At 62.3% G+C, this 22,590-nt stretch carries 19 protein-coding genes and 1 tRNA gene; 3 read left to right on the top strand and 17 right to left on the bottom strand.

What is annotated here, in order from left to right:
• Positions 1–93: 93 nt before the first annotated feature.
• From U9R80_RS00890 to dibA, 12 genes are all read right to left on the bottom strand, one after another.
• On the bottom strand, positions 94–1,035 hold the full coding sequence (locus U9R80_RS00890) for a sigma 54-interacting transcriptional regulator (RefSeq protein ID WP_301838633.1): 942 nt from the start codon (positions 1,033–1,035) through the stop codon (positions 94–96).
• A gap of 64 nt (positions 1,036–1,099) precedes the next feature.
• Positions 1,100–1,681, bottom strand: a complete 582-nt coding sequence (locus U9R80_RS00885) for an alpha/beta hydrolase (protein ID WP_301838634.1) — start codon at positions 1,679–1,681, stop codon at positions 1,100–1,102.
• A gap of 236 nt (positions 1,682–1,917) precedes the next feature.
• On the bottom strand, positions 1,918–2,319 hold the full coding sequence (locus U9R80_RS00880; protein WP_301838636.1) for an ExbD/TolR family protein: 402 nt from the start codon (positions 2,317–2,319) through the stop codon (positions 1,918–1,920).
• A 1-nt stretch (position 2,320) separates the two neighbouring features.
• Positions 2,321–3,043 carry a MotA/TolQ/ExbB proton channel family protein gene (locus tag U9R80_RS00875; protein WP_301838637.1) on the bottom strand — a complete coding sequence of 241 codons (723 nt, stop codon included), beginning with the start codon at positions 3,041–3,043 and terminating at the stop codon, positions 2,321–2,323.
• A gap of 26 nt (positions 3,044–3,069) precedes the next feature.
• Positions 3,070–3,864: an energy transducer TonB gene (locus U9R80_RS00870; RefSeq protein WP_301838638.1), complete on the bottom strand. Its 795-nt coding sequence runs from the start codon at positions 3,862–3,864 to the stop codon at positions 3,070–3,072.
• A 244-nt stretch (positions 3,865–4,108) separates the two neighbouring features.
• Positions 4,109–6,451 (bottom strand): TonB-dependent receptor, encoded by a 2,343-nt coding sequence (locus U9R80_RS00865; RefSeq protein WP_301838641.1) that lies wholly within the window; start codon positions 6,449–6,451, stop codon positions 4,109–4,111.
• Between the two features lie 276 nt (positions 6,452–6,727).
• Positions 6,728–7,717 (bottom strand): sulfate/molybdate ABC transporter ATP-binding protein, encoded by a 990-nt coding sequence (locus U9R80_RS00860; RefSeq protein ID WP_301838642.1) that lies wholly within the window; start codon positions 7,715–7,717, stop codon positions 6,728–6,730.
• Between the two features lie 3 nt (positions 7,718–7,720).
• Positions 7,721–8,593, bottom strand: a complete 873-nt coding sequence (gene cysW, locus U9R80_RS00855; RefSeq protein ID WP_028943836.1) for a sulfate ABC transporter permease subunit CysW — start codon at positions 8,591–8,593, stop codon at positions 7,721–7,723.
• Positions 8,594–8,607: 14 nt separating this feature from the next.
• Positions 8,608–9,426: a sulfate ABC transporter permease subunit CysT gene (gene cysT, locus U9R80_RS00850; RefSeq protein WP_028943835.1), complete on the bottom strand. Its 819-nt coding sequence runs from the start codon at positions 9,424–9,426 to the stop codon at positions 8,608–8,610.
• 88 nt (positions 9,427–9,514) lie between these two features.
• On the bottom strand, positions 9,515–10,522 hold the full coding sequence (locus U9R80_RS00845; RefSeq protein ID WP_301838643.1) for a sulfate ABC transporter substrate-binding protein: 1,008 nt from the start codon (positions 10,520–10,522) through the stop codon (positions 9,515–9,517).
• Positions 10,523–10,590: 68 nt separating this feature from the next.
• A complete protein-coding gene (gene oscA / locus U9R80_RS00840; protein ID WP_028943833.1) occupies positions 10,591–10,773 on the bottom strand; it encodes a sulfur starvation response protein OscA in 183 nt (60 codons plus the stop codon).
• A gap of 200 nt (positions 10,774–10,973) precedes the next feature.
• A complete protein-coding gene (dibA, locus tag U9R80_RS00835; protein WP_301838646.1) occupies positions 10,974–12,869 on the bottom strand; it encodes a phosphodiesterase DibA in 1,896 nt (631 codons plus the stop codon).
• 151 nt (positions 12,870–13,020) lie between these two features.
• On the opposite strand from dibA, the gene desA reads away from it, so the two are divergent.
• Entirely contained in the window at positions 13,021–14,205 is a 1,185-nt protein-coding gene (gene desA / locus U9R80_RS00830) for a delta-9 fatty acid desaturase DesA (protein ID WP_301838648.1), read from the top strand.
• A 137-nt stretch (positions 14,206–14,342) separates the two neighbouring features.
• Positions 14,343–15,332 (top strand): GGDEF domain-containing protein, encoded by a 990-nt coding sequence (locus U9R80_RS00825; protein WP_301838650.1) that lies wholly within the window; start codon positions 14,343–14,345, stop codon positions 15,330–15,332.
• Positions 15,333–15,446: 114 nt separating this feature from the next.
• Here U9R80_RS00825 and U9R80_RS00820 read toward each other — a convergent pair whose 3' ends face one another.
• From U9R80_RS00820 to gabD, 4 genes are all read right to left on the bottom strand, one after another.
• On the bottom strand, positions 15,447–16,589 hold the full coding sequence (locus U9R80_RS00820; RefSeq protein ID WP_442964933.1) for a helix-turn-helix domain-containing protein: 1,143 nt from the start codon (positions 16,587–16,589) through the stop codon (positions 15,447–15,449).
• A 98-nt stretch (positions 16,590–16,687) separates the two neighbouring features.
• On the bottom strand, positions 16,688–17,896 hold the full coding sequence (locus tag U9R80_RS00815; protein ID WP_301843059.1) for a response regulator: 1,209 nt from the start codon (positions 17,894–17,896) through the stop codon (positions 16,688–16,690).
• 139 nt (positions 17,897–18,035) lie between these two features.
• Entirely contained in the window at positions 18,036–19,316 is a 1,281-nt protein-coding gene (gene gabT, locus U9R80_RS00810) for a 4-aminobutyrate--2-oxoglutarate transaminase (RefSeq protein ID WP_028943828.1), read from the bottom strand.
• 183 nt (positions 19,317–19,499) lie between these two features.
• Positions 19,500–20,942 carry an NADP-dependent succinate-semialdehyde dehydrogenase gene (gene gabD, locus U9R80_RS00805; RefSeq protein WP_301843060.1) on the bottom strand — a complete coding sequence of 481 codons (1,443 nt, stop codon included), beginning with the start codon at positions 20,940–20,942 and terminating at the stop codon, positions 19,500–19,502.
• Between the two features lie 259 nt (positions 20,943–21,201).
• On the opposite strand from gabD, the gene U9R80_RS00800 reads away from it, so the two are divergent.
• Positions 21,202–21,278, top strand: a tRNA-Arg gene (locus U9R80_RS00800).
• Between the two features lie 61 nt (positions 21,279–21,339).
• Here the strand turns inward: U9R80_RS00800 and U9R80_RS00795 are convergent.
• Positions 21,340–22,251 carry a hypothetical protein gene (locus U9R80_RS00795; RefSeq protein ID WP_301843061.1) on the bottom strand — a complete coding sequence of 304 codons (912 nt, stop codon included), beginning with the start codon at positions 22,249–22,251 and terminating at the stop codon, positions 21,340–21,342.
• Positions 22,252–22,590: the final 339 nt, after the last annotated feature.

Here is a 22,590-nt window from a genome sequence, read left to right as displayed (position 1 = left end):
ACGGCAAATGGGGTTGCCAGCACTTTGCTAGCTGGCTTGAAGCGGACAATACCGAGATTTTTTATGCCGCAACAATATCTTTTATTTAGCTGCTTATTCCTTTTTTGACGCAAGTCGAACCAATGCCTGCTCCAGCAAGCCTTGCAACGCACCGAGCTCTTGCGGCTCACCCCGGGCACAGAGTTGATCGAGCTGCCTGGCCAGCACTTGCAGCGGTGTGGGCAGGTTCAAGTGATGAGGCAGGATCTCTGCGCCACTGCTGACCAGCAGGGCGAAATGAATGACGTTTTCCAGCTCCCGGGTGTTGCCCGGCCAGCTGTGCAATTCCAGCACCCGCTGCGCCGCTTCACTGATCAGCGGCACCGGCAGGTTCAGCCGCGGGCTATAGATACCGACGAAATACTCGGCCAACGGCAGGATGTCGCCCACCCGCTCACGCAACGCCGGCAGCTCCAGGCGGCCCTCGTGCAAATAGTGATAAAGCCGGTCGTGGAATTTGCCGGCATCGACCGCTTCCGCCAGATCGATACTCGATGCCGCCACCAGGCGCACATCCACCGGATGGGGTTGCTGGGCGCCAACGCGGGTGACTTCATGATTCTCCAGGGCGGCGAGCAGCTTGACCTGGATCGCCAGCGGCAAATCGGCGATCTCATCCAGATACAGCGTGCCGCCGTTGGCCGAGCCGAACCACCCGGCCCGGCTGCTGGCCGCCCCACTGTGGGCCCCGGCGCTGTAGCCGAACAGCTCGGCGTCGGCGTAGGTAGGGCTGATGGCGGCGCAGTTGACCGAGACGAACAGGCCACCACGATCGCTGGCCCGGTGGATCTGCCGGGCCAGCAGTTCCTTGCCGGTGCCGCTCTCGCCGCGAATCAGCACCGGCAACGCCAGCGGCGCCAGCAGTTCCAGCTCCTCGCGCAATTGCCGTGAACGCGGGTCGACGAACACCAGCGCCTTGGCGCGGATGCTCAGGGGGCTTTTGTCCTGTTCGGGGAAGGTCAGCAACGGCTGACCCAGGGTGTCGTTAATACTCATGGCAAACTCCCGCCCTCGGCACCTGAGGCCGGGCGTCGGATCTGGCGAAGGTCAGCGCCCGGAATCAGGCGCGGCGAAGGGCGTGCTGTTCCAGGCGGCTCTGCAGGCGGTACAGGTAGGCGAATCCTTGCTCCCAGCGACGGTGCCCGGACTTGACGTTGATATGCCCGGCACCGGCGAGAAAGCCCGCCTCAGCACCCCAGGCCCGGGCCAGTTGCATGGCACGCGGGGCACTGACGGCCGGGTCGTTGTCGGAGCTGACCACTTGGCTTGGGAACGGCAGCAACTGCTGTGGAATCGGGGCGAAGTTGCGCAGGGCTTCGGCGCAGGTGGGGCGCTCGACATCCGCCGGGGCCACCAGCAAGGCGCCACGAACGCGGCGCAGCAGGCTCACACTGGCTTGCGCGGCCCAATGGGCAACGGTGACGCAACCCAGGCTGTGGGCAATCAGGATCACCGGCGACTCGTCAGCGGCCACGGCCTGCTCCAGCGCCGCGACCCAGTCCTCGCGCTGTGGCGTCAGCCAATCGGCCTGCTCGACCCGGGCGCTGTTGGGCAACACCTGCTGCCAGTGACTTTGCCAATGATCCTCTGGCGAACCTTGCCAGCCCGGCACAATCAGGTAACGGATCGACTCATTGCGCATGGGAACGCCTCCTGCTGGTTTGCGTGCATGAGGCCAAGTATAGGGAGGTGGTTATATTCGTAAAGGAATAAGAAGCTATTTATTAATAACCAAAACACAACTGTAGGAGCGGGCTTGCCCCGCGATAGCGGTGTACCTGATACAACGCTATCGCGGGGCAAGCCCGCTCCTACGCGCGCGCATAAAAAAGGGACCATCCCCTGCCACAGAAATGGTCCCTGAAGTCTTTTTCCGGTTCAGCGGGCGGTGATCACCGCCAGTTTGGTAATGCCCGCACGCTCGATGGCCGCCATGGCCCGCGCCACTTCGCCGTAGTTCACGCCGTCATCGGCCTGCAACTGCACACGCAGCTCCGGGTCCTTGGCCTTGGCGGTCTGCAGGCTGATTTCCAGCAAGTCGGGCTGAATCTCGTCCTTGTTGATGAACAACTTGCCGCCGCCGTCGATGCTCACCACCAGCGGGTCCTTCTGCTCCACCGGGGCCACGGCCTCGGTCTTGGGCAGGTTGATGGGGATGGCGTTGGTCAGCAGGGGCGCGGTGACAATGAACACCACCAGCAACACCAGCATCACGTCCACCAGCGGGGTTACGTTGATCTCGCTGAGTACTTCATCGCTGTCCTGGGTCGAGAAGGCCATGTCAGGAAGCCTCCTTCACTTTTTGCGGGCTGGCACCGGCTGCCTTGTAGGCCGTGGGGTGGACCAGCACGCGAAAGGCACTCTTCTGCGCCAGGCTGTAGAAGTCGTGGGCAAAGTCATCGAGGTCGGCTGCGGTGAGTTTCAGGCGGCGCAGGAAGTAGTTGTAAACCAGCACCGCCGGCACCGCGACGGCAATCCCGACACCGGTGGCCACCAGCGCCGCGCCGATTGGGCCAGCCACGGTTTCAAGGCTGGCAGAGCCCGCGGCGCTGATGCCCTTGAGCGCTTCCATGATGCCCCAGACCGTACCGAACAGGCCGATGAAGGGTGAGGTGCTGCCAATACTGGCGACCACGGCCAGGCCCGTTTCCAGCGAGCGGCGCTCACGCACGATCTGCTGGCGCAGGGCGCGCTCCAGGCGGTCTTGATGGTTGATGGCCTGGCTCAAGTCGCTGGCCTGGCCAGGTTCGCCCACGGCGATGGCCGCGTAACCGGCCTGGGCCACACGGGCCGCCGCGCCGGGCTGGGTGTCACTCAGCTCTGCGGCGGCGTCCAGGCTGGACGCTGCCCAGAACTGCTTGTGGAAGCGTTTGTCCTGGTTCTTCAGGCGTGCGAACTGCACACCCTTGACCAGGGCCAGGCCCCAGGTGATGACAGAGAAGCCCACCAGCAGCCAGATCACCGCGCTTTCGATGGATTCGAGGGGGGATGCCAATAACGTCATGTCAGTACTCTCTCTGTTAGCGCGAATTAGTGAATCTTGAATTCGATCGGGACGCTGACCCAGCCGTCCTGGGCCACTTCGCCCTGCTTGGCCGGGACAAAGCTCCAGCGCTTGACCGCCGCCAGTGCGGCATCGTCGAGCGCCTGGCGGCCGCTGCTTTTTTGCAGCTGGATCTCACCCGGCTTGCCACTGGCCAACACATGCACCCGCAGCAGCACCGTGCCTTCCCAGCCGCGGCGGTGAGCCAGTGCCGGGTATTCCGGCGCCGGGTTCTTCAGGTACCCGGCGTTGGCCGAGGCCGGCGTCACCGGTGCCGGTGCAGGCGGCGCCGCAGGGGCGGCCGGTTGCGGTGGCGCCGGGGGTTGCTCGACGGCCTTGGGTGCGGGTTTTGCAACCGGCTTGGGCACCGGCTTGGGTTTAGGTTTGGGCACCGGTTTAGGCGCGGGCTTGGCGGCCAGCTCATCAATCACCGGGGGCGGCGGCTCCACCACCGCCGGCGGTGGCGCGGGTGGCGGGGGTTGCACCACCGGCGGTGCCGGTTGCGAGAACTCGATGGTCATCGGTGGAATTTCCGGCGGCACCACCGGCAATACCGGCGTCGGCGCCTGGCTCACCCAGTAAGCCACCGCGCCATGCAGGGCCAGGGCGAACACACCCAACAGGATTTTTTCCCGGCGACCCAATGCGCTTTTCGGGGTGCGCTGCAGGCGCTGGTACGCCAGCGGGAGGCGGTGTGGTCGGCCGAGGTCGACCAGCTCGCCGCTAGGCGTCTGGCGCCAGAGCACATCAAGCGCGGTGGCGGCAGTCTGGACATTACCCATTGATCAACTCCTGGGATCGCTTTCGTTTCATCGAAGGCAGCTCATTTGCCTTCGCTGGACAGGATCATCGCTGCGCGCTGCTTATTTCTTAAAGTAATCTTTGAAGTTATGAATAGATGTTTTAGGAATATGAAAATCGACACTTACGCTCCACGCCGCGCCGTTCAAGGCCTGGCGCCCAGCGCCTGATTTGCCATGCCTGCACCGCATGAAAAGTATTCAGCGCAGGCATGGAAAACCGCCCTCAAAAGTCGTAGCGACCTGTCAAACCCAAGGTTCTTGGCGTGCCCAACAGCCCTTCATAGCCACCGTTGGCAGCGCTCCAGAGCGTGGTGTAGTAGGTCTTGTCTAAGGCGTTCTTCAGCCACAGCGAGACATCCCACTGGCCCTGCCCCAGGTCGCCGCGCAGGCCGGTCGAGAGGTTGACCACGGCGTAGCTGGGGATCTGTGCAAAGTCGGAGTCCTCCACCGTGCCCACCGCCTTGGAGCGGAACGCATAGCTGGCGGTGACATAGGGCTGCAGGCCATTGTCCAGGTCCCACTGGTACTGGCCGTTGGCGTTGCCGATCCACTTCGAGGCGCCGACCACCTGGTGCCCGGTGAGGTCGCAGGCCGCCGGGGCGCCCGGCTGCAAGGCGACTTCCGGCGCGCACGGGGCATCCTTGTAGGAGAGGTAGCGCACGTCGTTGTAGGAGCCGTTGAGGTTCAAGGTCAGGCCACGCAGCGGCACCAGGGTGCTTTCCAGCTCCACCCCGCGAGAGCGCACGGAGCCAGCGTTGGTCAGGTACTGCACGCGGTTGGCTTCGTCGTAGGCGTTGGTCTGGTAGCCGTGGACCTCGGTCCAGAACAGGTTGGCGTTCAGTTGCAGGCGGCGGTCCCAGAGCGTGCTCTTGAGCCCCAGTTCGGCGTTGTTGGCGCGTTCGGTGCCGACCAGCAGGGAGTCGGCACCGGCGACGGGGGCAGTGGCCACGGCCAGGTTCACCCCACCCGATTTCTCGCCGTGGGACAGGGTGGCGTAGCCGAGCACGTCGTCGGTAAAGCGATAGCTCAGGTTCAGCAAGCCCGAGGGGCTGAAGCTGTACTGGTTCAGGTCGCCGGACTCATAGGCACCAACACGCCCCTGGCGCGCGGCCGCAGCGGCGCCGCTGACGGCCGCGCCGCCAGCCGGCGCCGCACGATCGACCCAGGCGCTTTTTTCTTCGTAGGTGCCACGGATGCCGGCGGTGAAGTCCAGGCGCTCGGTGAGGTGCCAGGTGCCCTGGGCAAACAGGGCGAAACTGTCGGTGTCGATATGCCCTTTGCCCAGGGTGGTGACATTGGCCAGGGCGCCCGCCGGCGTGCCGTTCCAGATATCCGCCTGGGGCCCGTAGTAGACGAAGGATTTGTTATCCAGGTCGGAGCCGAAGTAGTAGGCGCCCAGCACATAGTCGAAGAACCCGCCGGTGGGCGAAGCCAGACGAAATTCCTGCGAATACTGTTTGTCGCGCACCGACACGCCGGAGTTGTAGGCCGCCGGCACGTTCAGGCCCTCGTCGTTGCGCGGAGTGAAATCCCACCAGCGATAGGCACTGACCGAGGTCAGGGTGAAGTCGTTGTCCAGGGTCCAGTTGGCTTCTAACGACGTACCGCCCTGGAACACCGTGACCTGTTGATCGGTGTCGAGGTTGACCTTGCGCTTGCTGCCATCAATCAGCGTCGCCCCCGCCGCCTGGGCCCGGGCCTCGTAGCGGTTGACGCCGTTGATGGTCGGGCCGGTGCTGTACAGCAAACGGGTACCGGCGCTGGAGTCCTCTTCGTTGTAGTCACCGATCCAGCGCAGGTTGAACTGCTCGCTGGGCTTGTACAGCAACTGCCCACGAAAGCCCTGGCGGGCACCGCCATTGAGGGTGTGACCGTCGTACTCGTTCTTGATGTCGCCGTCATTGCGGGTGCGGTAGGCCGAGATTCGTCCGGCCAGGGTTTCGCTCAAGGGGCCGGACAGCGTGCCCTTGGTCTGGAAGTAGCCATCCTCGCCCACCGAGGTCTCGATGCTGCGCTCAGGTGTGAAGCTCGGCGCGCGGGTGCTGATGTTGATGACGCCCGCCGTGGTGTTCTTGCCGAACAGGGTGCCCTGAGGACCGCGCAGCACTTCCAGCTGCTCGATGTCCATCAGGTCGAACACCGCCATGCCGGGCCGCCCCAGGTAGACGTTGTCCAGGTACAAACCGACGCTGCCCTCCAGCCCGTCACTGGCCGGGTTGTTGCCCAGGCCCCGGATCGACACGCTGGACTGGCGCGCATGCATGTAGGCCACGTTGACGCTCGGCACCAGTTGCTGCAGGTCCTGGATGCGGTACACGCGCTGGCTTTCCAGGGCCTGGCCGTCGAGCACGCTGATGGGGGTCGGTACGCTCTGGGCGCTCTCTTCACGGCGCCGTGCGGTCACGGTGACAGTCTTGAGCTGGCTGTCGCTGGCCTTGGCCTCGGCCTTCTCGGGTGTTGCCGCCTGGGCTGGCAACCAGTGCGCACTGCCGGCCAGCAGCAAGGCCAGGGGCAGACGCTGGAGTCGCCGTGAGGAAAGGGGTGCGGCGCGAAGGGACGGGCTCATGGGCGGCTCCTGATCAGGAAGGTATATTCCTGTTGGTTATTTATTTATTAATTGAAATATTTAAACCGAATAAGAGATTGCCTTTATAAGGAGTCCGCCCGAGGCACGGCAAATGCCTTTGGCCGATACTTTTTATGAGGGAAATGCATGAGGTGGATTTGCGGGCGGGCACGGTGATGCCTGCCGGAAGGCGGGGGGGTTTAGCGGATACGAGGGGGAAGATCGCGGGGCAAGCCCGCTCCTACAAAGGTAGGAGCGGGCTTGCCCCGCGATGACTTAGATGTTGGCGACTTTCTGCCAGACCTTGGGCTTGAAGAACAGCGTCTCGCCACGGGCCAGGCCAGCCAGGCTGTCGTGATCCTTGACCACTTCGGCCTCGATCAGATCGCTCTGCCCTTCAACTTTCAAGGTCACCCGGGTGGTCGCGCCCAGCGGCCGGATATCACGTACTTCGGCCGCATGGTGGCCTTCAATTTCATGCCGCGACAGCGACACTTCATGAGGGCGGAACAGCACGTGGTGGCCTTCGCTCAGGTGCAGGCGATTGGAGTCGCCCAGGAAGTGGTAAACGAAATCGCTGGCCGGGTTCTCGTACACCTCGCCCGGCGAGCCGATCTGCTCGATCACGCCCTTGTTCATCACCACGATACGGTCGGCCACTTCCATGGCCTCTTCCTGGTCGTGGGTCACGAACACCGAGGTCAGGTTGATGTCTTCGTGCAGGCGCGCCAGCCAGCGGCGCAGCTCTTTGCGCACCTTGGCATCCAGTGCGCCGAAGGGCTCGTCGAGCAGCAGTACCTTGGGCTCCACCGCCAGGGCGCGGGCCAGGGCGATACGCTGACGCTGGCCGCCGGACAGCTGCTCGGGGTAGCGGTCACTGAGCCAGTCGAGCTGAACCATGTTCAGCAGCTCATGGACTTTCTCGGCAATCTTGCTTTCGTTCGGACGCTCGCCCTTGGGCTTCATGCGCAGGCCGAAGGCAACGTTGTCGAACACGCTCATGTGGCGGAACAGGGCGTAGTGCTGGAACACGAAACCGACGTTGCGGTCACGCACGTCGTGGCCCGAGACATCCTCGCCGTGGAACACGATGCTGCCCTGGTCTGGGGTTTCCAGCCCGGCGATGATCCGCAGCAAGGTGGTTTTGCCGCAGCCGGACGGGCCGAGCAGGGCCACCAGCTCGCCGCTGTGGATATCCAGGTTGATGCTGTCCAGAGCCTGGAAAGCGTTGAAGCGCTTGCTGACATTACGAACTTCGATCGACATGAATTATTCCTCCGCTGCGCTGTGGCGCAGACGGTTAATGCGGGACTCGCTCCACTGCTTGAGCAGCAGGATGAAGAGCGCCAGGATCAGCAACAGGCTGGCCACGCTGAAGGCCGCGACATGGTTGTATTCGTTGTAGAGGATCTCGACGTGCAACGGCAAGGTGTTGGTCACCCCGCGAATGTGCCCGGAGACCACCGACACCGCACCGAACTCACCCATCGCCCGCGCGGTACACAGCACCACGCCGTAGATCAGGCCCCATTTGATGTTGGGCAGGGTCACGTGCCAGAACATCTGCCAGCCGTTGGCGCCGAGCAGGCGCGCGGCCTCCTCTTCCTGGGTGCCCTGCTCCTGCATCAGCGGGATCAGTTCACGCGCAACGAACGGCACGGTGACGAAGATGGTCGCCAGCACGATGCCCGGCAAGGCGAAGACGATCTGGATGTCGTGATCCTGCAGCCACGGCCCGAACAGGCCCTGGGCGCCGAACATCAATACATAGACCAGACCGGCGATCACCGGCGACACCGAGAACGGCAAGTCGATCAAGGTGACCAGGATGCTCTTGCCGCGGAAGGTGTACTTGCTCACACACCAGGCCGCGCTGACACCGAACACCAGGTTCAGCGGCACCGAGATGGCCACGGCGATCAGGGTCAGCTTCAGGGCCGACAGGGCATCGGGCTCGAAGATCGCTTCAAAGAAGGTACCCAGGCCCATTTTCAGGCCCTGGGACACCACGATCACCAGCGGAAGCAACAGGAACAGGCCGAAGATCAGCCAGGCAAGGCCGATCAGGACTCGCCGCGATGTGGCACTGCCACGGCGCGCAGCGTTGGCCGAAGCGGCCGCGCCAATTGAAGATGCAGACATGTGCGTGGCCTCCTTCAAGGGGTTTCGATGCGCCGCTGCAGCAGGTTGATCAGCAGCAGCAGGATGAAGGAAACCACCAGCATCAGCACGCCGATGGCGGTGGCGCCGGTGTAGTCGTATTGGTCGAGCTTGACCATGATCAGCAGCGGCAGGATCTCGGTTTTCATCGGCATGTTGCCGGCGATGAAAATCACCGAGCCGTACTCGCCGACACCGCGGGCAAAGGCCAGGGCGAAGCCGGTCAGCCAGGCAGGCAACAGCGCCGGCAGCAGCACATAGCGGAACACTTGCAGTGGCTTGGCGCCCAGGCAAGCGGCCGCTTCTTCGACTTCACGCGGGATGTCGGCCAGTACCGGCTGCACCGTACGCACCACGAACGGCAAGGTCACGAAGGTCAGTGCCAGGGTGATGCCCAAGGGCGTGTAGGCGATCTTGAAGCCCAGGTCGGTGGCGAACTGGCCCACCAGGCCCGCTGGCGCATACAGCGCGGTCAGGGCGATACCGGCAACGGCTGTAGGCAAGGCGAACGGCAAGTCGATCATCGCCTCGATGATCTTGCGCCCCGGGAAGGTGTAGCGCACCAGCACCCAGGCCAGCAACGTGCCGATGATGCCGTTGATGATGGCGGCGAACAGCGCAGTACCAAAGCTCAGTTTGAGCGCGGCCAGTACCCGCGGTGCACTGACAATGGCCCAGAACTGCTCCCAGGTGAGTTGACTGGCATGCACGAACATGGCCGCCAGCGGTATGAGCACAATCAGACTGAGGTACACCAAGGTGTAGCCCAGCGTCAGCCCGAAGCCGGGTATGACGGGGGAGATACGACGTGACATAAAGGTCCCTGGTTGAACGCACGAAGCCCGGGACGAATCCCGGGCCCATGCTGGCTACTGAACGGCGATTATCCTGACGGGCATGTAATCACTGCGCCGTGTAGATCTGGTCGAACACACCACCATCGTTGAAGAACTTGGGTTGGGCAGTCTTCCAGCCACCGAAGTCTTTGTCGATAGTCACCAGGTCCAGTTTCGGGAACTGCTTGGCGTATTCGGCAGCCACCTTGGCGTCACGCGGGCGGTAAAAGTTGTCGGCGGCGATTTTCTGGCCCGCCGGGCTGTACAGGTATTCGAGGTAGGCCTTGGCGATTGCGGTATTGCCCTTCTTCTCGGCGTTCTTGTCGACCACGGCCACAGGCGGCTCGGCGAGGATCGACAGCGACGGCACGACGATCTCGAATTTGTCGCTGCCACCGTCTTCCTTGAGCGCCAGGAAGGCCTCGTTTTCCCAGGCCAGCAACACGTCACCCTGACCGTTGTTGACGAAGGTGATGGTCGAGCCACGGGCGCCGGTGTCCAGTACCGGTACGTGCTTGAACAGTTGCTGCACGTATTCCTGGGCCTTGGCTTCGCTGCCACCGGTCTTCAGGCCGTAGGCCCAGGCGGCGAGGAAGTTCCAGCGCGCACCGCCGGAGGTTTTCGGGTTCGGGGTAATCACCGAGACGTCTTTCTTGATCAGGTCGCCCCAGTCCTTGATGCCTTTGGGGTTGCCCTTGCGCACCAGGAACACGATGGTCGAGGTGTAAGGCGTGCTCGCCTCTGGCAGGCGGGTCTGCCAGCTGTCGGGCAGGGTCTTGCCCAGCTTGGCCACTTCGTCGATGTCGCCGGCCAGGGCCAGGGTCACCACGTCGGCGCGCAGGCCGTCGATCACCGCCCGGGCCTGCTTGCCCGAACCACCGTGGGACTGCTGGATCTTGACCTTGTCATCCGGGTGCGCCTGTTGCCAGTGCTTGATGAACTCGGCGTTGTACTGCTGATACAGCTCGCGCGTCGGGTCATAGGACACGTTCAACAGCTCGTAGTCCTTGGCGATGGCGGAACCGGCAAACACGGCGCTGGCGAGGGCGGCCAGGGCATAACGGCGGATGGACATGGTGAAGCTCCCGATTGGCGTATTTTTTTAATTAGGTGGCGGTTATCGCGGGCTGGCCCGCTCCTGCATCAGCCGGGCTTGTTGCCGGGGTTTTGCAGGCGGAACTTTTCCTTGCGCTCGATCTGGACGACCTGGGCGTTGTGCACGGTGATCTCAACCGCGCCAAACCGCAGGTCGCGCAAGGCGCTCTGGATTTCGCGCAGAATGGTGGCTTCGTCCTGACCGTCAACGCTACGCAGAGATGCGCTCATGCTCGTGCTCCTGTGAACTAAGAGGTGCCGTGCAGAAGCGTGAGGAAGAAGCGACTGCGCCTGGCTTGAGGGCAATCTTAGGGGCGCGTGATTATTCTTAAAAATACTATTTAAGAATTTTTATATAACCAAAAACAATCGCGGGACGAGCCCGCTCCTACCGGGATCTGCAGGAGCGGGCTGGCCCCGCGACAGGGCCTTCAAGCCCAGCGCAATTGCTGCGCTGGCACCGGCCGCCCGAACCAGTAGCCCTGCCCCATCTGGCACTGCTGATCCAGCAGGAACTGCGCCTGCTCGGCCTGCTCGATACCCTCGGCATGCACCTCCATGCCCATGCTGCAGCCCAGGGCGATGATCACCCGCACAATCGCTGCATCATCTTCATCGCTGGGCAAGCCTGCGACAAAGCCCTGGTCGATCTTGAGCTTCTGCACCGGCAAGCGCTTCAGGCGCAGCAACGAGGAATAGCCTGTACCGAAATCATCAATCGCCAGGCGCAAGCCCAGTTCGCGCAGCCGATGCAATTGCTCCAGGGCCACCTCGGGGTCTTCCATCACCGCGCTTTCCGTCACCTCAAGCTCCAGCAGGCCCGGCGCAAGTTGAGTGTCGTGCAGCACCTTGGCGACCTGCTGGAACAGATCACGCTGGCCGAACAGGCGACTGGAGAGGTTCACCGCCACAAACTCCAGCTGCCGGCCGGCGGACTGCCACTCGACCATCTGCGTGCAGGCCTGGTTCAGCACCCAGGTGTCGATGTCGGCAATCAGGCCGGTGCGCTCGGCAATCGGGATGAACTCGCCCGGCGGCACCAGGCCGCGCTGCGGATGCTGCCAGCGCACCAGCGCCTCGACGCCGATCATCTTGCTGGTGAGCAGGTCATGCACCGGCTGGTAGTAGACCCGCAGCTCTTCCTGTTCCAGCGCCCGACGCAGTTCACCGGCCGTCTCTACGCGCTGCTGGGCGTGGGCGGTCAGTTCTTCGGTGTACAGCGCATAACCGGCGCGGCCGCACGACTTGGCCTTGAACAAGGCCGAGTCGGCGTTGCGCAACAGTTGCTCGGCGCTCAGGGCGTCGCCGGGGAACAGGCTGATGCCGATGCTGACGCTGATGAACAACCGCTGGGCATCAAGCTCGAACGGCTCTTTCAGGCCGTCGATGATGCTTTGCGCCAGTGCCGCCGCCTGCCCTACCTGCGGGCAATTTTCAGCCAGCACGGCAAATTCGTCGCCGCCCAGGCGCGCCAGGGTCACACCACCCCCCAGCAAGTGCTTGAGCCGATCGCCCACCACTTTGAGCAACTGGTCGCCAACATTGTGGCCAAGGCCATCGTTAATGCTCTGGAAGTGGTCCAGGTCCAGCAACAACAAGGCGCAACCGCGCTTGTTGGCCTGGGCCGCCGCCAGCGCCTGCTCGGCGCGGTCGTTGAACAGCAGGCGGTTGGGCAGGTCGGTGAGCGGGTCATGGTGGGCGAGGTAAGCCAGCTCGCGTTCGCTGTGCTTGATCGCGCTGATATCGCTGAACACCGCCACGTAGTGGCTCAACTCACCGCTGTCGTCGCGGATCGAGCAGATGGTTTGCCACTGCGGATACACCTCGCCGCTTTTGCGGCGGTTCCAGATCTCGCCGCTCCATTCGCCCTTTTCTGCCAGGGTGGCGAAAATCTGCTGATAGAACGCGGGACCATGGCGTCCGGACTTGAACTTGTTCGGGCGCTGTCCGAGCACTTCTTCTTTCTCGTACCCGGTGATCTGCATGAAGGCGCGGTTCACATGCACGATCATGCCGTCACGGTTGGTGACCAGCACGCCTTCCAGGGTGCTGTCGAACACCGCCGCAGCCATGCGCAAGCGTTCGCGGTCTTCGCGGCGCAAGCGCGCGCCCACGCCGATGAAGTTCAACAGCCGGGCACGGGAGGTGAAGATCAACAACGCGCTGCACAGCACCCAGAGGTGAGCGCTGAGCAGTTGCCAGCGGGCCAACTGCTGCGGATTATCGAAAAGACTGCTCAATATTTGATCAGACAGCGCCAGCCAAAGCACGGACAGCACCAGGTAAAGCGCCGCCATGCGCAAGGCGTCTCGAATGGAAGCAGACATAAGGTCCTGAACAAGCCCACTGAAAAAGTTGGGGGATTATAAGATAGAAACTTCCTGTGGCCTCCTATCTAAAAGGCCGACTGGTTTTATTTGCCCGTGCAGCGATAATGCTGCCCTGCTGTTCCTTATGTTCTAGAGGGCCCCTACGCCTATGTGGTACCAAGGTTTGCTGAACTTGTCGGCTTGGCAATTGCTGGCAGTCACCCTGGTCATGACCCATGTGACCATCGTCAGTGTCACCGTCTACCTGCACCGTTATTCCGCCCACCGCTCGCTGGAACTCAACGCCGGGCTCAAGCACTTTTTCCGTTTCTGGCTGTGGCTGACCACCGCGCAGAACACCCGCGAGTGGACAGCCATCCACCGCAAGCACCACGCCAAATGCGAAACCGTCGACGACCCGCACAGCCCGGTGATCAAGGGCCTGTCCACCGTCCTGCGCAAGGGTGCCGAGTTGTACCGCGAAGAAGCGCGCAACCCTGAAACCCTGCGCATCTACGGCAAGAACTGCCCTGAAGACTGGATCGAGCGCAACCTCTACTCGCGCTACAAGCTCGGCGGCATTGTCCTGATGGCGGTGATCGACCTCCTGCTGTTCGGCACCATCGGCATCACCATCTGGGCCATCCAGATGATGTGGATTCCGTTCTGGGCCGCCGGCGTGATCAACGGCCTGGGCCACGCCGTGGGCTACCGCAACTTCGAGTGCCGCGACGCAGCCACCAACCTGGTGCCGTGGGGCATCATCGTTGGCGGCGAAGAGCTGCACAACAACCACCACACCTACCCCAACTCGGCCAAGCTGTCGGTCAAGCGCTGGGAGTTCGACATGGGCTGGGCCTGGATCAAACTGTTCTGCTGGCTGCGCCTGGCCAAGGTTCAGCGGGTCGCCCCCATCGCCCACCGGGTCGAAGGCAAGGGCCAGCTGGACATGGACACCGCCATGGCGATCCTCAACAACCGCTTCCAGATCATGGCCCAGTACCGCAAGCTGGTGATCGCACCGCTGGTCAAGCAGGAGCTGGCACGGGTCGACGACTCGGTTCGCCACCAGTTCCGTCGTGCCAAGCGTCTGCTGTCGCGGGAAACCAGCCTGCTTGAAGACCGTCATCACCAGCGCATCCAGACCATGCTCGAACATAGCCAGGCGCTGAAGACCATCTACGAAAAACGCCTGGCCCTGCAGCAGATCTGGGGCCGTACCAGCGCCAACGGCCACGACATGCTGGCCGCCATCAAGGAATGGGTACACGAGGCCGAGGCCAGTGGTATCCAGTCGCTGCGCGACTTTGCCGCCCAGCTGAAAACCTACTCCCTGCGCCCTGCTCTGGGCTGATGCCGTTGATCGGTGTGCTCCGGCCCGGAGCACACCGCCTGGAACTTCACCGCCTATTCTCACTCTGACTGGCATATCGCCCGCGTGGCGGGCCAGGTCGTGGCCGCCCACCTCAGTGTGAGAAAAATTGCGCGCTCATGGTCAACAAGAAGCCGTCGTCCCAGCCCTGTAATCCGCCCCCCGAAGCCGCCCAGACCCTGCTGGCACTGATGCACGCCCAAGGCGAAGTCGCACGCCTGAGTGAACGCGAGCAGTTGTTCAGCTCGCTGCTCGACAGCGTCAACGCCGTGCTCTGGGCCTTCGACTGGGAATCGCGCCAGGTGCTCTATGTCAGCCCGGCCTATGAACGCATCTTCGGTCGCCCCGCCGGCCTGTTGCTGGCCGACTTCAACGAATGGCGCGACAGCATCTACCCCGACGACCTCGACTACGCCGAGCGCAGCCTGGCCGAAGTCCTGGAGAAGGGCGCCGTGGAAGACCGCGAATACCGCATCATCGCCGCCGACGGGAAAATTCGCTGGCTCAGCGACAAATGCTTTATCAGCCAGCAGGCCGATACCCACCAGCGAGTGATCATTGTCGGCATGGCCGAAGACATCACCGAAAAAAAACAGCTCGAAGGTGAGCTGCAACGCCTGGCCACCACCGACGTACTGACCCAGAGCAGCAACCGCCGACACTTCTTCGACTGCGCCCATCACGCCTTTGAAACCGCCCGCCTGGACCAGACGCCCCTGACCTTCCTGCTGCTGGATATCGATGACTTCAAGCAGATCAACGACACCTACGGCCACCAGGAAGGCGACTACGTACTGCAGCGCATCGCCGACACCGGCAAGGCTGTATTACGCAGCGGCGACCTGTTCGGGCGTATCGGTGGCGAGGAGTTTGCGGCGGTGTTCCCAGGCTGCACCCCGCAAATCGCCCGGCAGATTGCCGAGCGCTTGCAGCGGGAGATCCAGCGGTTGAGCTTCAGCCATGAGAACAAGGCGTTCGGCGTGACCGTGAGCCAGGGACTGACCGGCATCACCGCCGCCGACCAAAGCCTCGACAGCCTGTTCGCCCGGGCAGATGCGGCGATGTACCAGGCCAAACGCCAGGGCAAGAACCAGATCGTGAGCGGCTGAAAACCTGTAGGAGCGGGCTTGCCCCGCGAGGCGCTGTGGCTGACAGACCGCTATCGCGGGTGTACAACCGTAGACATCCTTTACACCGTAAACCGGAGACATGGTTTACACATTTTAGGCCTGGACGCGGTTCTCACCGCGTCCCAGCCTCCCTAAGGGATAGTCACACAGGTACAACTCCCAGGTGTCATCCTCCACCTCCTTAAGCCCTATCCGCTCGCCGGCCAGGGCTTCGCTGACGAAGAGCAGCTTGCCTTTCCATTTGATCGAGCCGTTCTGTCTGACGCTTCGTACCACCATTTCTGACGGGTATTCCACATCGGGCAAACAGCCCGGATAAGGGCGATTGGATGGCACATACAGTTCGCCCGGGCGCTTCATTTCAAGCGCTTCGTGAGGGCGCACATGGTTGAACTCGTGGCGAAAGTGCTCCAGCAGAAGCTGCTGTTCCAGGAAGTTTTGCCCCAGTGGAAGCTCGGCCTTCAAGCTGCGATGCATGCGTTCGTGTCGACCATTCTGGTCCGGACGTCCCAGCCCGGTTCGCTCGGGATAGATGCCTAGCCGGATCCACCACGCCGCCAAGGTCGACATCCGCGCCAAGCCTGGGGAGGCGAACGGGATGCCATTATCGCTGCGGATGACATCGGGCATGCCGTGTTCCTCGAACAACCGCTCAAACGTCTGACGCACCGGCTGGGTCATGACCTTGGCGTGCGCGCGGCTGGCCAGAATCATCCGAGAGGCATGGTCGGTGACCGTCAAAGGAAAACACCACTGGCCATTCAGCATTTTGAACTGGCCTTTGTAGTCCGCGCACCAGGTCTGATTGGGCTCGTTGGCCTCACGCATCTGCGTGGCGCTCTTGCCGTAGCGTCGTTTGGGGCGGCGCTTATTCACCAGCCCACAGCGATCAAGCCATTGCCCGGCCGTGCTTGGCGCGGGCCAGGCGACGGATGGGTCTTCAAGGTGCAGAAGCTGGATGAGTTTTTTCGGCCCCCAACTGCTGTGCGCCTCTTTCATGGCGATCAGGCGCATCAGGATTTCATCATCGACCTGATGAGGGCTGCTGTGCGGCTTGCGCGAGGCATCGACCAGCCCGCTGGCACCAGCAGCGGTGTAGCGGGCGATCCATTTGTCCACGGTGGGACGGCTGACGTTGAAACGTCGTGCGAGCTGGCTCTTGGTGTAGTCACCGCAAAGCCAGTCGCTGATCAATCTGATGCGTTGATTCATGGGGGACTCTTGGTTCCAGGGCATGATCAGATACCTCCTGATCATGCGTATTAGCCTGTAAACCATGTCCCCGGTTTGAAATGTAAACGATGTCTCCGGTTTGTACCGGGGCAAGCCCGCTCCTACAAGGGCCGTAGGCGGCTCAGCTCTGGCATGCCCACTTTGAGCAAGCGCGCGGTCTTGCTCTCGGCGAGCGCTTCCAGCCCCTGATCCGCCGGCAATCGCGCCAGCTGCCCGGCCAGGTTCATCACCAGTGCCTCACGCGAGTACACCCCACCACCCAACTGATAGATCGCGGCAATCAGTTCACGCAGCTCCAACGGCAAGCGCCAGCGAGTACGCAAGGCCGAGCCAAAGGCAGCGGCGAATTCGTTCAGCGACTGCTCGACGGCCGCTTCATCCAGCTCGCCGCCGGCCAGGCGCCACTCCTGCAAGCAGCGCAGCAGCGCCAGGTCGCCCAGGCAATGCAGCAAGCCAGCGCAATAGCATCGCTCCTGATCCAGTTCGAGCATCCGCGCCAGCGTCCGGGCGAATTCGGCGGCATGCAGCGACAACGCCCAGAAGTGTTCGGCATGCTGCGCCAGCAGCGGGTCACTGAGCCTGGCACTGCGCTTCAAGGCAAGGCCCAGGATCAGGTTCATGCTCTGGGTGGTGCCCAGCTTGTTCAGGGCCTGCAGCAGGGTCTGCACGGCGCCGTCACGGTGCAGCGCGGCGCTGTTGGCCGCGGCGATCAGCACTGCCGTGATCTGCGGATCGTTGCGGATCTCTTCTTCCAGCGTCTTGAGGTTGAGCCCTTGGGGATTGAGGCTGCGCTTGATCGCCTGCTGCACATCGGCCAGCAACGGCCCGCCATCGGCGGTGGCGCGGCGCCCCTCAAGAAAGCGCGGCAAGGTCATGCCCGGTTGCAACGGCACCACCGGGCAGGCGATGTCTTCACCCACCTTGACCAGCAGGTCCTCCAGGCGATGACGCAAGGAGTCCATGTTCAAGGGTTTGCTCAGGTACGCCGTGGGCGCGAACGGCAAGGCTTCGCGCACGCTGGCGCTGTCGCTGCGGTTGCTCATCAGGATGAACGGCAACGCCGGCTGGCGGCCTTTGGCCCGCACGTTGCGCAGCAAGTCGAGGCCGTCGCCACCGGGCAGCTCGCGGGCAGCAATGATCAAATCAGGCTTGCACGACAACGCCGCCAGGGCCTGCGAGCCATCGGCGCATACCTGCAGGCGCGCATCGCAACGCACACTCAGGAGCATCTGGCTCAGCATGTCACGCACCCAGGGGTCGCCTTCGGCAATCAGCACACAGGGCGCTTTGGGTGGGTTGGCAATGCTCATGTTCGACTCTCCGAAAATTCTCTACACGCAATCCAGTGCACCTTCCTAGGTGTCTCCTTACGGGGAACCTTAGCCCCCTGGCATTCCTTTGGGCGAAAAAAAACCCGCCGAAGCGGGTTTTCTTCTAGTGCGTCACAGTTTACGCGAGTTCTGCGAAGCACTCTTCGATGATTGCCAGACCTTGGTCCAGTTGCTCATCAGGCGAGGTCAGCGGAACCAGGATCCGCAGGACGTTGCCGTAGGTGCCGCACGACAGCAGGATCAGGCCCTTGTCGCGCGCCTTGGCCACAACCGAGGCCACTGCAGCAGCGTTCGGGGTGTGGGAACCGGCTTTGTCGAAGACTTCGACAGCGATCATCGAGCCCAGAGCACGCACGTCACCGATGATCGGGTGCTTGTCCTGGATCTTGCGCAGGCCAGCGACCAGACGCTCGCCAACGGCCTTGCTGCGGTCCAGCAGTTTTTCTTCTTCGAACACTTCCATCACGGCCAGGGCCGCGGCGCAAGCGATCGGGCTACCGGCGTAGGTGCCGCCCAGGCCGCCTGGAGCGATGGCGTCCATGTACTCGGCCTTGCCGCACACACCGGCCAGCGGGAAGCCGCCAGCGATGGATTTGGCGAAGGTGGTGAGGTCAGGAGCAACGCCCATCTGTTCCATGGCGAAGAAGGTGCCGGTACGGCCAGCGCCAGTCTGTACTTCGTCAGCGATCAGCAGGATGCCGTGCTGGTCGCACAGGGCACGCAGACGCTTCATGAACTCTTTAGGCGCAACATAGAAACCACCTTCGCCCTGAACTGGCTCGAGGATGATTGCGGCGATGTCACGGGCTTCGGCGTCATTCTTGAAGATGCGCTCGATGGAGGCGATCGAATCGTCGACGCTCACACCGTGCAGCTCGTTCGGGTAGATGGCGCGGAAGATGCCGCCTGGCATCAGGCCCATGCCGGCCGAGTAAGGCACGACTTTACCGGTCAGGCCCAGGGTCATCATGGTACGACCGTGGTAGGCGCCGGTGAAGGCGATCACACCGGCACGGCCAGTGGCGGCGCGAGCGATCTTGATGGCGTTTTCAACGGCTTCGGAACCGGTGGTGACCAGCAGGGTTTTCTTGGCGAAGTCGCCTGGAACCTTGGCGTTGATCTTCTCGCACAGCTCGACGTAAGGCTCGTAGGCCAGTACCTGGAAGCAGGTGTGGGTCAGCTTGTGCAGTTGGGCTTCAACGGCAGCGATGATCTTCGGGTGCACGTGACCGGTGTTCAGTACCGCGATACCGCCGGCGAAGTCGATGAACTCACGGCCTTCGACGTCAGTGACGGTGGCATTTTTTGCCGACTCGGCGAAGATCGGGTGGATCTGGCCAACACCGCGTGGAACAGCGGCGACACGACGTTGCATCAAAGATTCGTTGGTCTTGCTCATAGTGTCCTCAATTCGCCACACACAAGATGGCGCGATTCAAGTCGGAGTGGCCGGTATTCAACTGCGGGCAGCATGCGTTGATCGACTGCTGCAGGGGCCCAGGCCACTGGGTGTACGGTGTAAAAAGGCCAGCGAGACGTCGCTCTCGCGCCCCGCTGGCAGAGGTAAAGCCTTACGCTGCGATCAGACGCTGATGCACAGGTATTTGATTTCCAGGTAGTCTTCGATGCCGTACTTGGAACCTTCGCGGCCCAGGCCCGAGGCCTTGATACCGCCGAACGGCGCGACTTCGTTGGAGATCAGACCGGTGTTGATACCGACCATGCCGTACTCCAGCGCTTCGGCAACACGGAACACACGGCTCATGTCGCGGGCATAGAAGTACGAGGCCAGACCAAACTCGGTATCGTTGGACATGGCAATGACTTCTGCCTCGTCCTTGAAACGGAACAGGGGTGCCAGCGGGCCGAAGGTTTCTTCCTTGGCCACGGCAGCGTTCTTCGGCACGTTGACCAGTACGGTCGGCTCGAAGAAGTTGCCTTCGATCAGCTTGCCGCCGGTCAGTACCTGGGCGCCTTTGCCGACTGCGTCAGCAATGTGCTCCTGGACCTTGGCAACCGCTTTCTCGTCGATCAACGGGCCAGTGGTGGTGCCGTCTTCCAGACCGTTACCGATCTTCAGCTTGGCCACAGCGGCCTTGAGCTTCTCGGCGAACACGTCGTAGACGCCGTCCTGCACGTAGATACGGTTGGCGCAGACGCAGGTCTGGCCGTTGTTGCGGTACTTGGAAATGATCGCGCCTTCAACGGCCTTGTCCAGGTCAGCGTCGTCGAACACGATGAAGGGGGCGTTGCCACCCAGCTCCAGGGACACTTTCTTGATGTCCTTGGCGCATTCGGCCATCAGCTGGCGACCGATTTCGGTGGAGCCGGTGAACGACAGCTTGCGCACGATCGGGTTGCCGGTCAGTTCGCTGCCGATGTCGCCGGCGCTGCCAGTCACCACGCTCAGCACGCCAGCCGGGATGCCGGCGCGGTGTGCCAGCTCGACCAGGGCCAGGGCGGAATACGGGGTTTGCGAAGCAGGCTTGAGCACCATGGTGCAGCCAGCGGCCAGGGCCGGGCCGGCTTTACGGGTGATCATCGCAGCCGGGAAGTTCCACGGAGTGATCGCGGCGGTCACACCGATTGGCTGCTTGATGACGATCAGGCGCTTGTCTGGCTGGTGGCCAGGAATGGTGTCGCCATAAACGCGCTTGGCTTCTTCAGCGAACCACTCGATGAACGAGGCGGCATAGGCGATTTCGCCCTTGGCTTCGGCCAGTGGCTTGCCTTGCTCGGTGGTCATCAGGCGGGCCAGGTCGTCCTGGTGCTCGATCATCAATTCGAACCAACGACGCAGCTTGCCAGCACGCTCTTTGGCGGTCAGTGCGCGCCAGGCGGGCAACGCCATGTCGGCGGCCTCGATGGCACGGCGGGTTTCGGCCGCGCCCATCTTCGGCACAGTGCCGATGATCTCGCCGGTGGCCGGGTTATTGACCTTGATGGTCTGACCGTTGTCCGCGTCCAACCACACGCCATCGATGAAGGCTTGCTGGCGGAACAACTGGGCGTCTTTAAGCTGCATGTCGGCTTCCTTAACGGCACCGTGCGAGCACGGGCGAATTATTGATTGTAGAAAAAGGAGAGCGTTTGAAATCTCAAACGAATCCTAGGATCAACGAACAGAAAGGACAATAGGGTGTTCAAAAAAAAGAACAAAAAGCGCTGTGCGGCGACTTTTTTCGGATCAACGACATCTATAAACAGCCGCGTGTGCGAAATTGCCTACACCGTTTCTGACGATGGACGCCGCCAGTCTAGATGGGTATCATGGCGCCCGCGTTGCACTCGTAGCTCAGCTGGATAGAGTACTGCCCTCCGAAGGCAGGGGTCGTGGGTTCGAATCCCGCCGAGTGCGCCATATAGATGAAAGGGCCCAGGTTAAAACCTGAGCCCTTTTTTTATGCCCCACGCCCGGCCCTTCAGGCCTGCGGCTCGCCTTCGATCAACTGACCCTGCACCGGCGCCTTGCCGTGCAGCGCCGAGTACTTCGCCAACTGGCCCAGGCGACGCTCCAATTCCGTCAGCAGCCGCTTGCGGGTGGTGGTCACCTCGGTCTTGTTGAACAGCCCAGGCTCCACCGTGTACAGGTTGAACATCTGGTTGATCTCGGCTGCCGAGGCCACGTTGTAGTTGGCTTCGGCGTTGTGGTTGTAGAGCGCGACCATCCTGCCGTTGTTGCTGTCGGCGGGGCGTGCAAACAGCATGCTGACGTACTGCCCTTCACGGATGCGCACGTTGCTGTTGTTGAACTGGAAGCAGGCTTCCTTGCCGTCGTCCAAACGGACCCAGAACTCATGCTCCTGCACATGGTGAGTGCTGACGTGCATCGACGACGAGCTGCCGCCGACCGATCCGTAGCCATTGACCATGTAGCCGCCACCGGAATGGTGCGAATGGCTGGCACTCATGTGGGTCTGGTTGCGCTTCTGGGTGTCGAGCACCTGGCCGCTGACGATGAAGAAGCACAGCTGGCGGTCGTAGTGGTTGAACGGCTCGTCGATGAAGTTGGGGTCTTCGGCCGACAGGCTGATGTCGTACATGGTACGGATCATTTCGTCGCGAGCGGCCTTGTCGTGCTTGGCGCGCTCCTTGAGCTCGGCGCGTCGCACCTTGGCGTCATCAATGGCCTTGAGCGCCTGCGCCTTGAGGATCGGGGTCTTTTCATTGGCATAGGCGGCGGCCTTCTCGGTCGCTTCCTTGAGCACCGGTGCCGCCTTCTGACCGGCCTCGACTGCCAGTTCCTTGGCCTTGGTCAGTGCCTGGGCCGCCTTGGCAGCCAGTTCGGGGTTGGCGTCGACGGCTTTCTTTTTCAGGTCATCCCAGAGACTCATTCTCTATCCTCTCAACGCTTCTTCTATGAATACGCCGCTCATGGCAGTGCGCTATCAGTCTAACTGCTGGCTGAGCCATGAATGTCAGATTTTATTTCAAGCAATCGAAAGGGCTGGCTGTTTATAGGTCCTAGGAAATACCCTGCCTCGCTTGTCGAATGCCGTCTGATTGTCCCTGGGAATTAGTACCTCTAGGCTCCGCCCCGTCACCGAAAACTCGGTGATCGGGTGTGGTAACCCGCCGTGGAATTCCCAACGCAGTCAATGGCGGCTGTGCGCGGGAGGCTTTCGAGCCTGCCGGGTTTTGGGGTTCCGCACCGGTTTACCACCCCGCGTACA

This window comes from Pseudomonas sp. JQ170C, assembly GCF_035581345.1.
Taxonomy (GTDB): Bacteria; Pseudomonadota; Gammaproteobacteria; order Pseudomonadales; family Pseudomonadaceae; genus Aquipseudomonas.
The sequence above is the reverse complement of the archived record's forward strand: the minus strand, read 5'-3'. Positions and strand labels throughout refer to the sequence as shown.

Coding starts and splice junctions, on each gene's coding strand:
- U9R80_RS00890 (WP_301838633.1), bottom strand. CDS start 1,035: ATGAGTATTAACGACACCCTGGGTCAGCCGTTGCTGACCTTCCCCGAA.
- U9R80_RS00885 (WP_301838634.1), bottom strand. CDS start 1,681: ATGCGCAATGAGTCGATCCGTTACCTGATTGTGCCGGGCTGGCAAGGT.
- U9R80_RS00880 (WP_301838636.1), bottom strand. CDS start 2,319: ATGGCCTTCTCGACCCAGGACAGCGATGAAGTACTCAGCGAGATCAAC.
- U9R80_RS00875 (WP_301838637.1), bottom strand. CDS start 3,043: ATGACGTTATTGGCATCCCCCCTCGAATCCATCGAAAGCGCGGTGATC.
- U9R80_RS00870 (WP_301838638.1), bottom strand. CDS start 3,864: ATGGGTAATGTCCAGACTGCCGCCACCGCGCTTGATGTGCTCTGGCGC.
- U9R80_RS00865 (WP_301838641.1), bottom strand. CDS start 6,451: ATGAGCCCGTCCCTTCGCGCCGCACCCCTTTCCTCACGGCGACTCCAG.
- U9R80_RS00860 (WP_301838642.1), bottom strand. CDS start 7,717: ATGTCGATCGAAGTTCGTAATGTCAGCAAGCGCTTCAACGCTTTCCAG.
- cysW (WP_028943836.1), bottom strand. CDS start 8,593: ATGTCTGCATCTTCAATTGGCGCGGCCGCTTCGGCCAACGCTGCGCGC.
- cysT (WP_028943835.1), bottom strand. CDS start 9,426: ATGTCACGTCGTATCTCCCCCGTCATACCCGGCTTCGGGCTGACGCTG.
- U9R80_RS00845 (WP_301838643.1), bottom strand. CDS start 10,522: ATGTCCATCCGCCGTTATGCCCTGGCCGCCCTCGCCAGCGCCGTGTTT.
- oscA (WP_028943833.1), bottom strand. CDS start 10,773: ATGAGCGCATCTCTGCGTAGCGTTGACGGTCAGGACGAAGCCACCATT.
- dibA (WP_301838646.1), bottom strand. CDS start 12,869: ATGTCTGCTTCCATTCGAGACGCCTTGCGCATGGCGGCGCTTTACCTG.
- desA (WP_301838648.1), top strand. CDS start 13,021: ATGTGGTACCAAGGTTTGCTGAACTTGTCGGCTTGGCAATTGCTGGCA.
- U9R80_RS00825 (WP_301838650.1), top strand. CDS start 14,343: ATGGTCAACAAGAAGCCGTCGTCCCAGCCCTGTAATCCGCCCCCCGAA.
- U9R80_RS00820 (WP_442964933.1), bottom strand. CDS start 16,589: ATGCCCTGGAACCAAGAGTCCCCCATGAATCAACGCATCAGATTGATC.
- U9R80_RS00815 (WP_301843059.1), bottom strand. CDS start 17,896: ATGAGCATTGCCAACCCACCCAAAGCGCCCTGTGTGCTGATTGCCGAA.
- gabT (WP_028943828.1), bottom strand. CDS start 19,316: ATGAGCAAGACCAACGAATCTTTGATGCAACGTCGTGTCGCCGCTGTT.
- gabD (WP_301843060.1), bottom strand. CDS start 20,942: ATGCAGCTTAAAGACGCCCAGTTGTTCCGCCAGCAAGCCTTCATCGAT.
- U9R80_RS00795 (WP_301843061.1), bottom strand. CDS start 22,251: ATGAGTCTCTGGGATGACCTGAAAAAGAAAGCCGTCGACGCCAACCCC.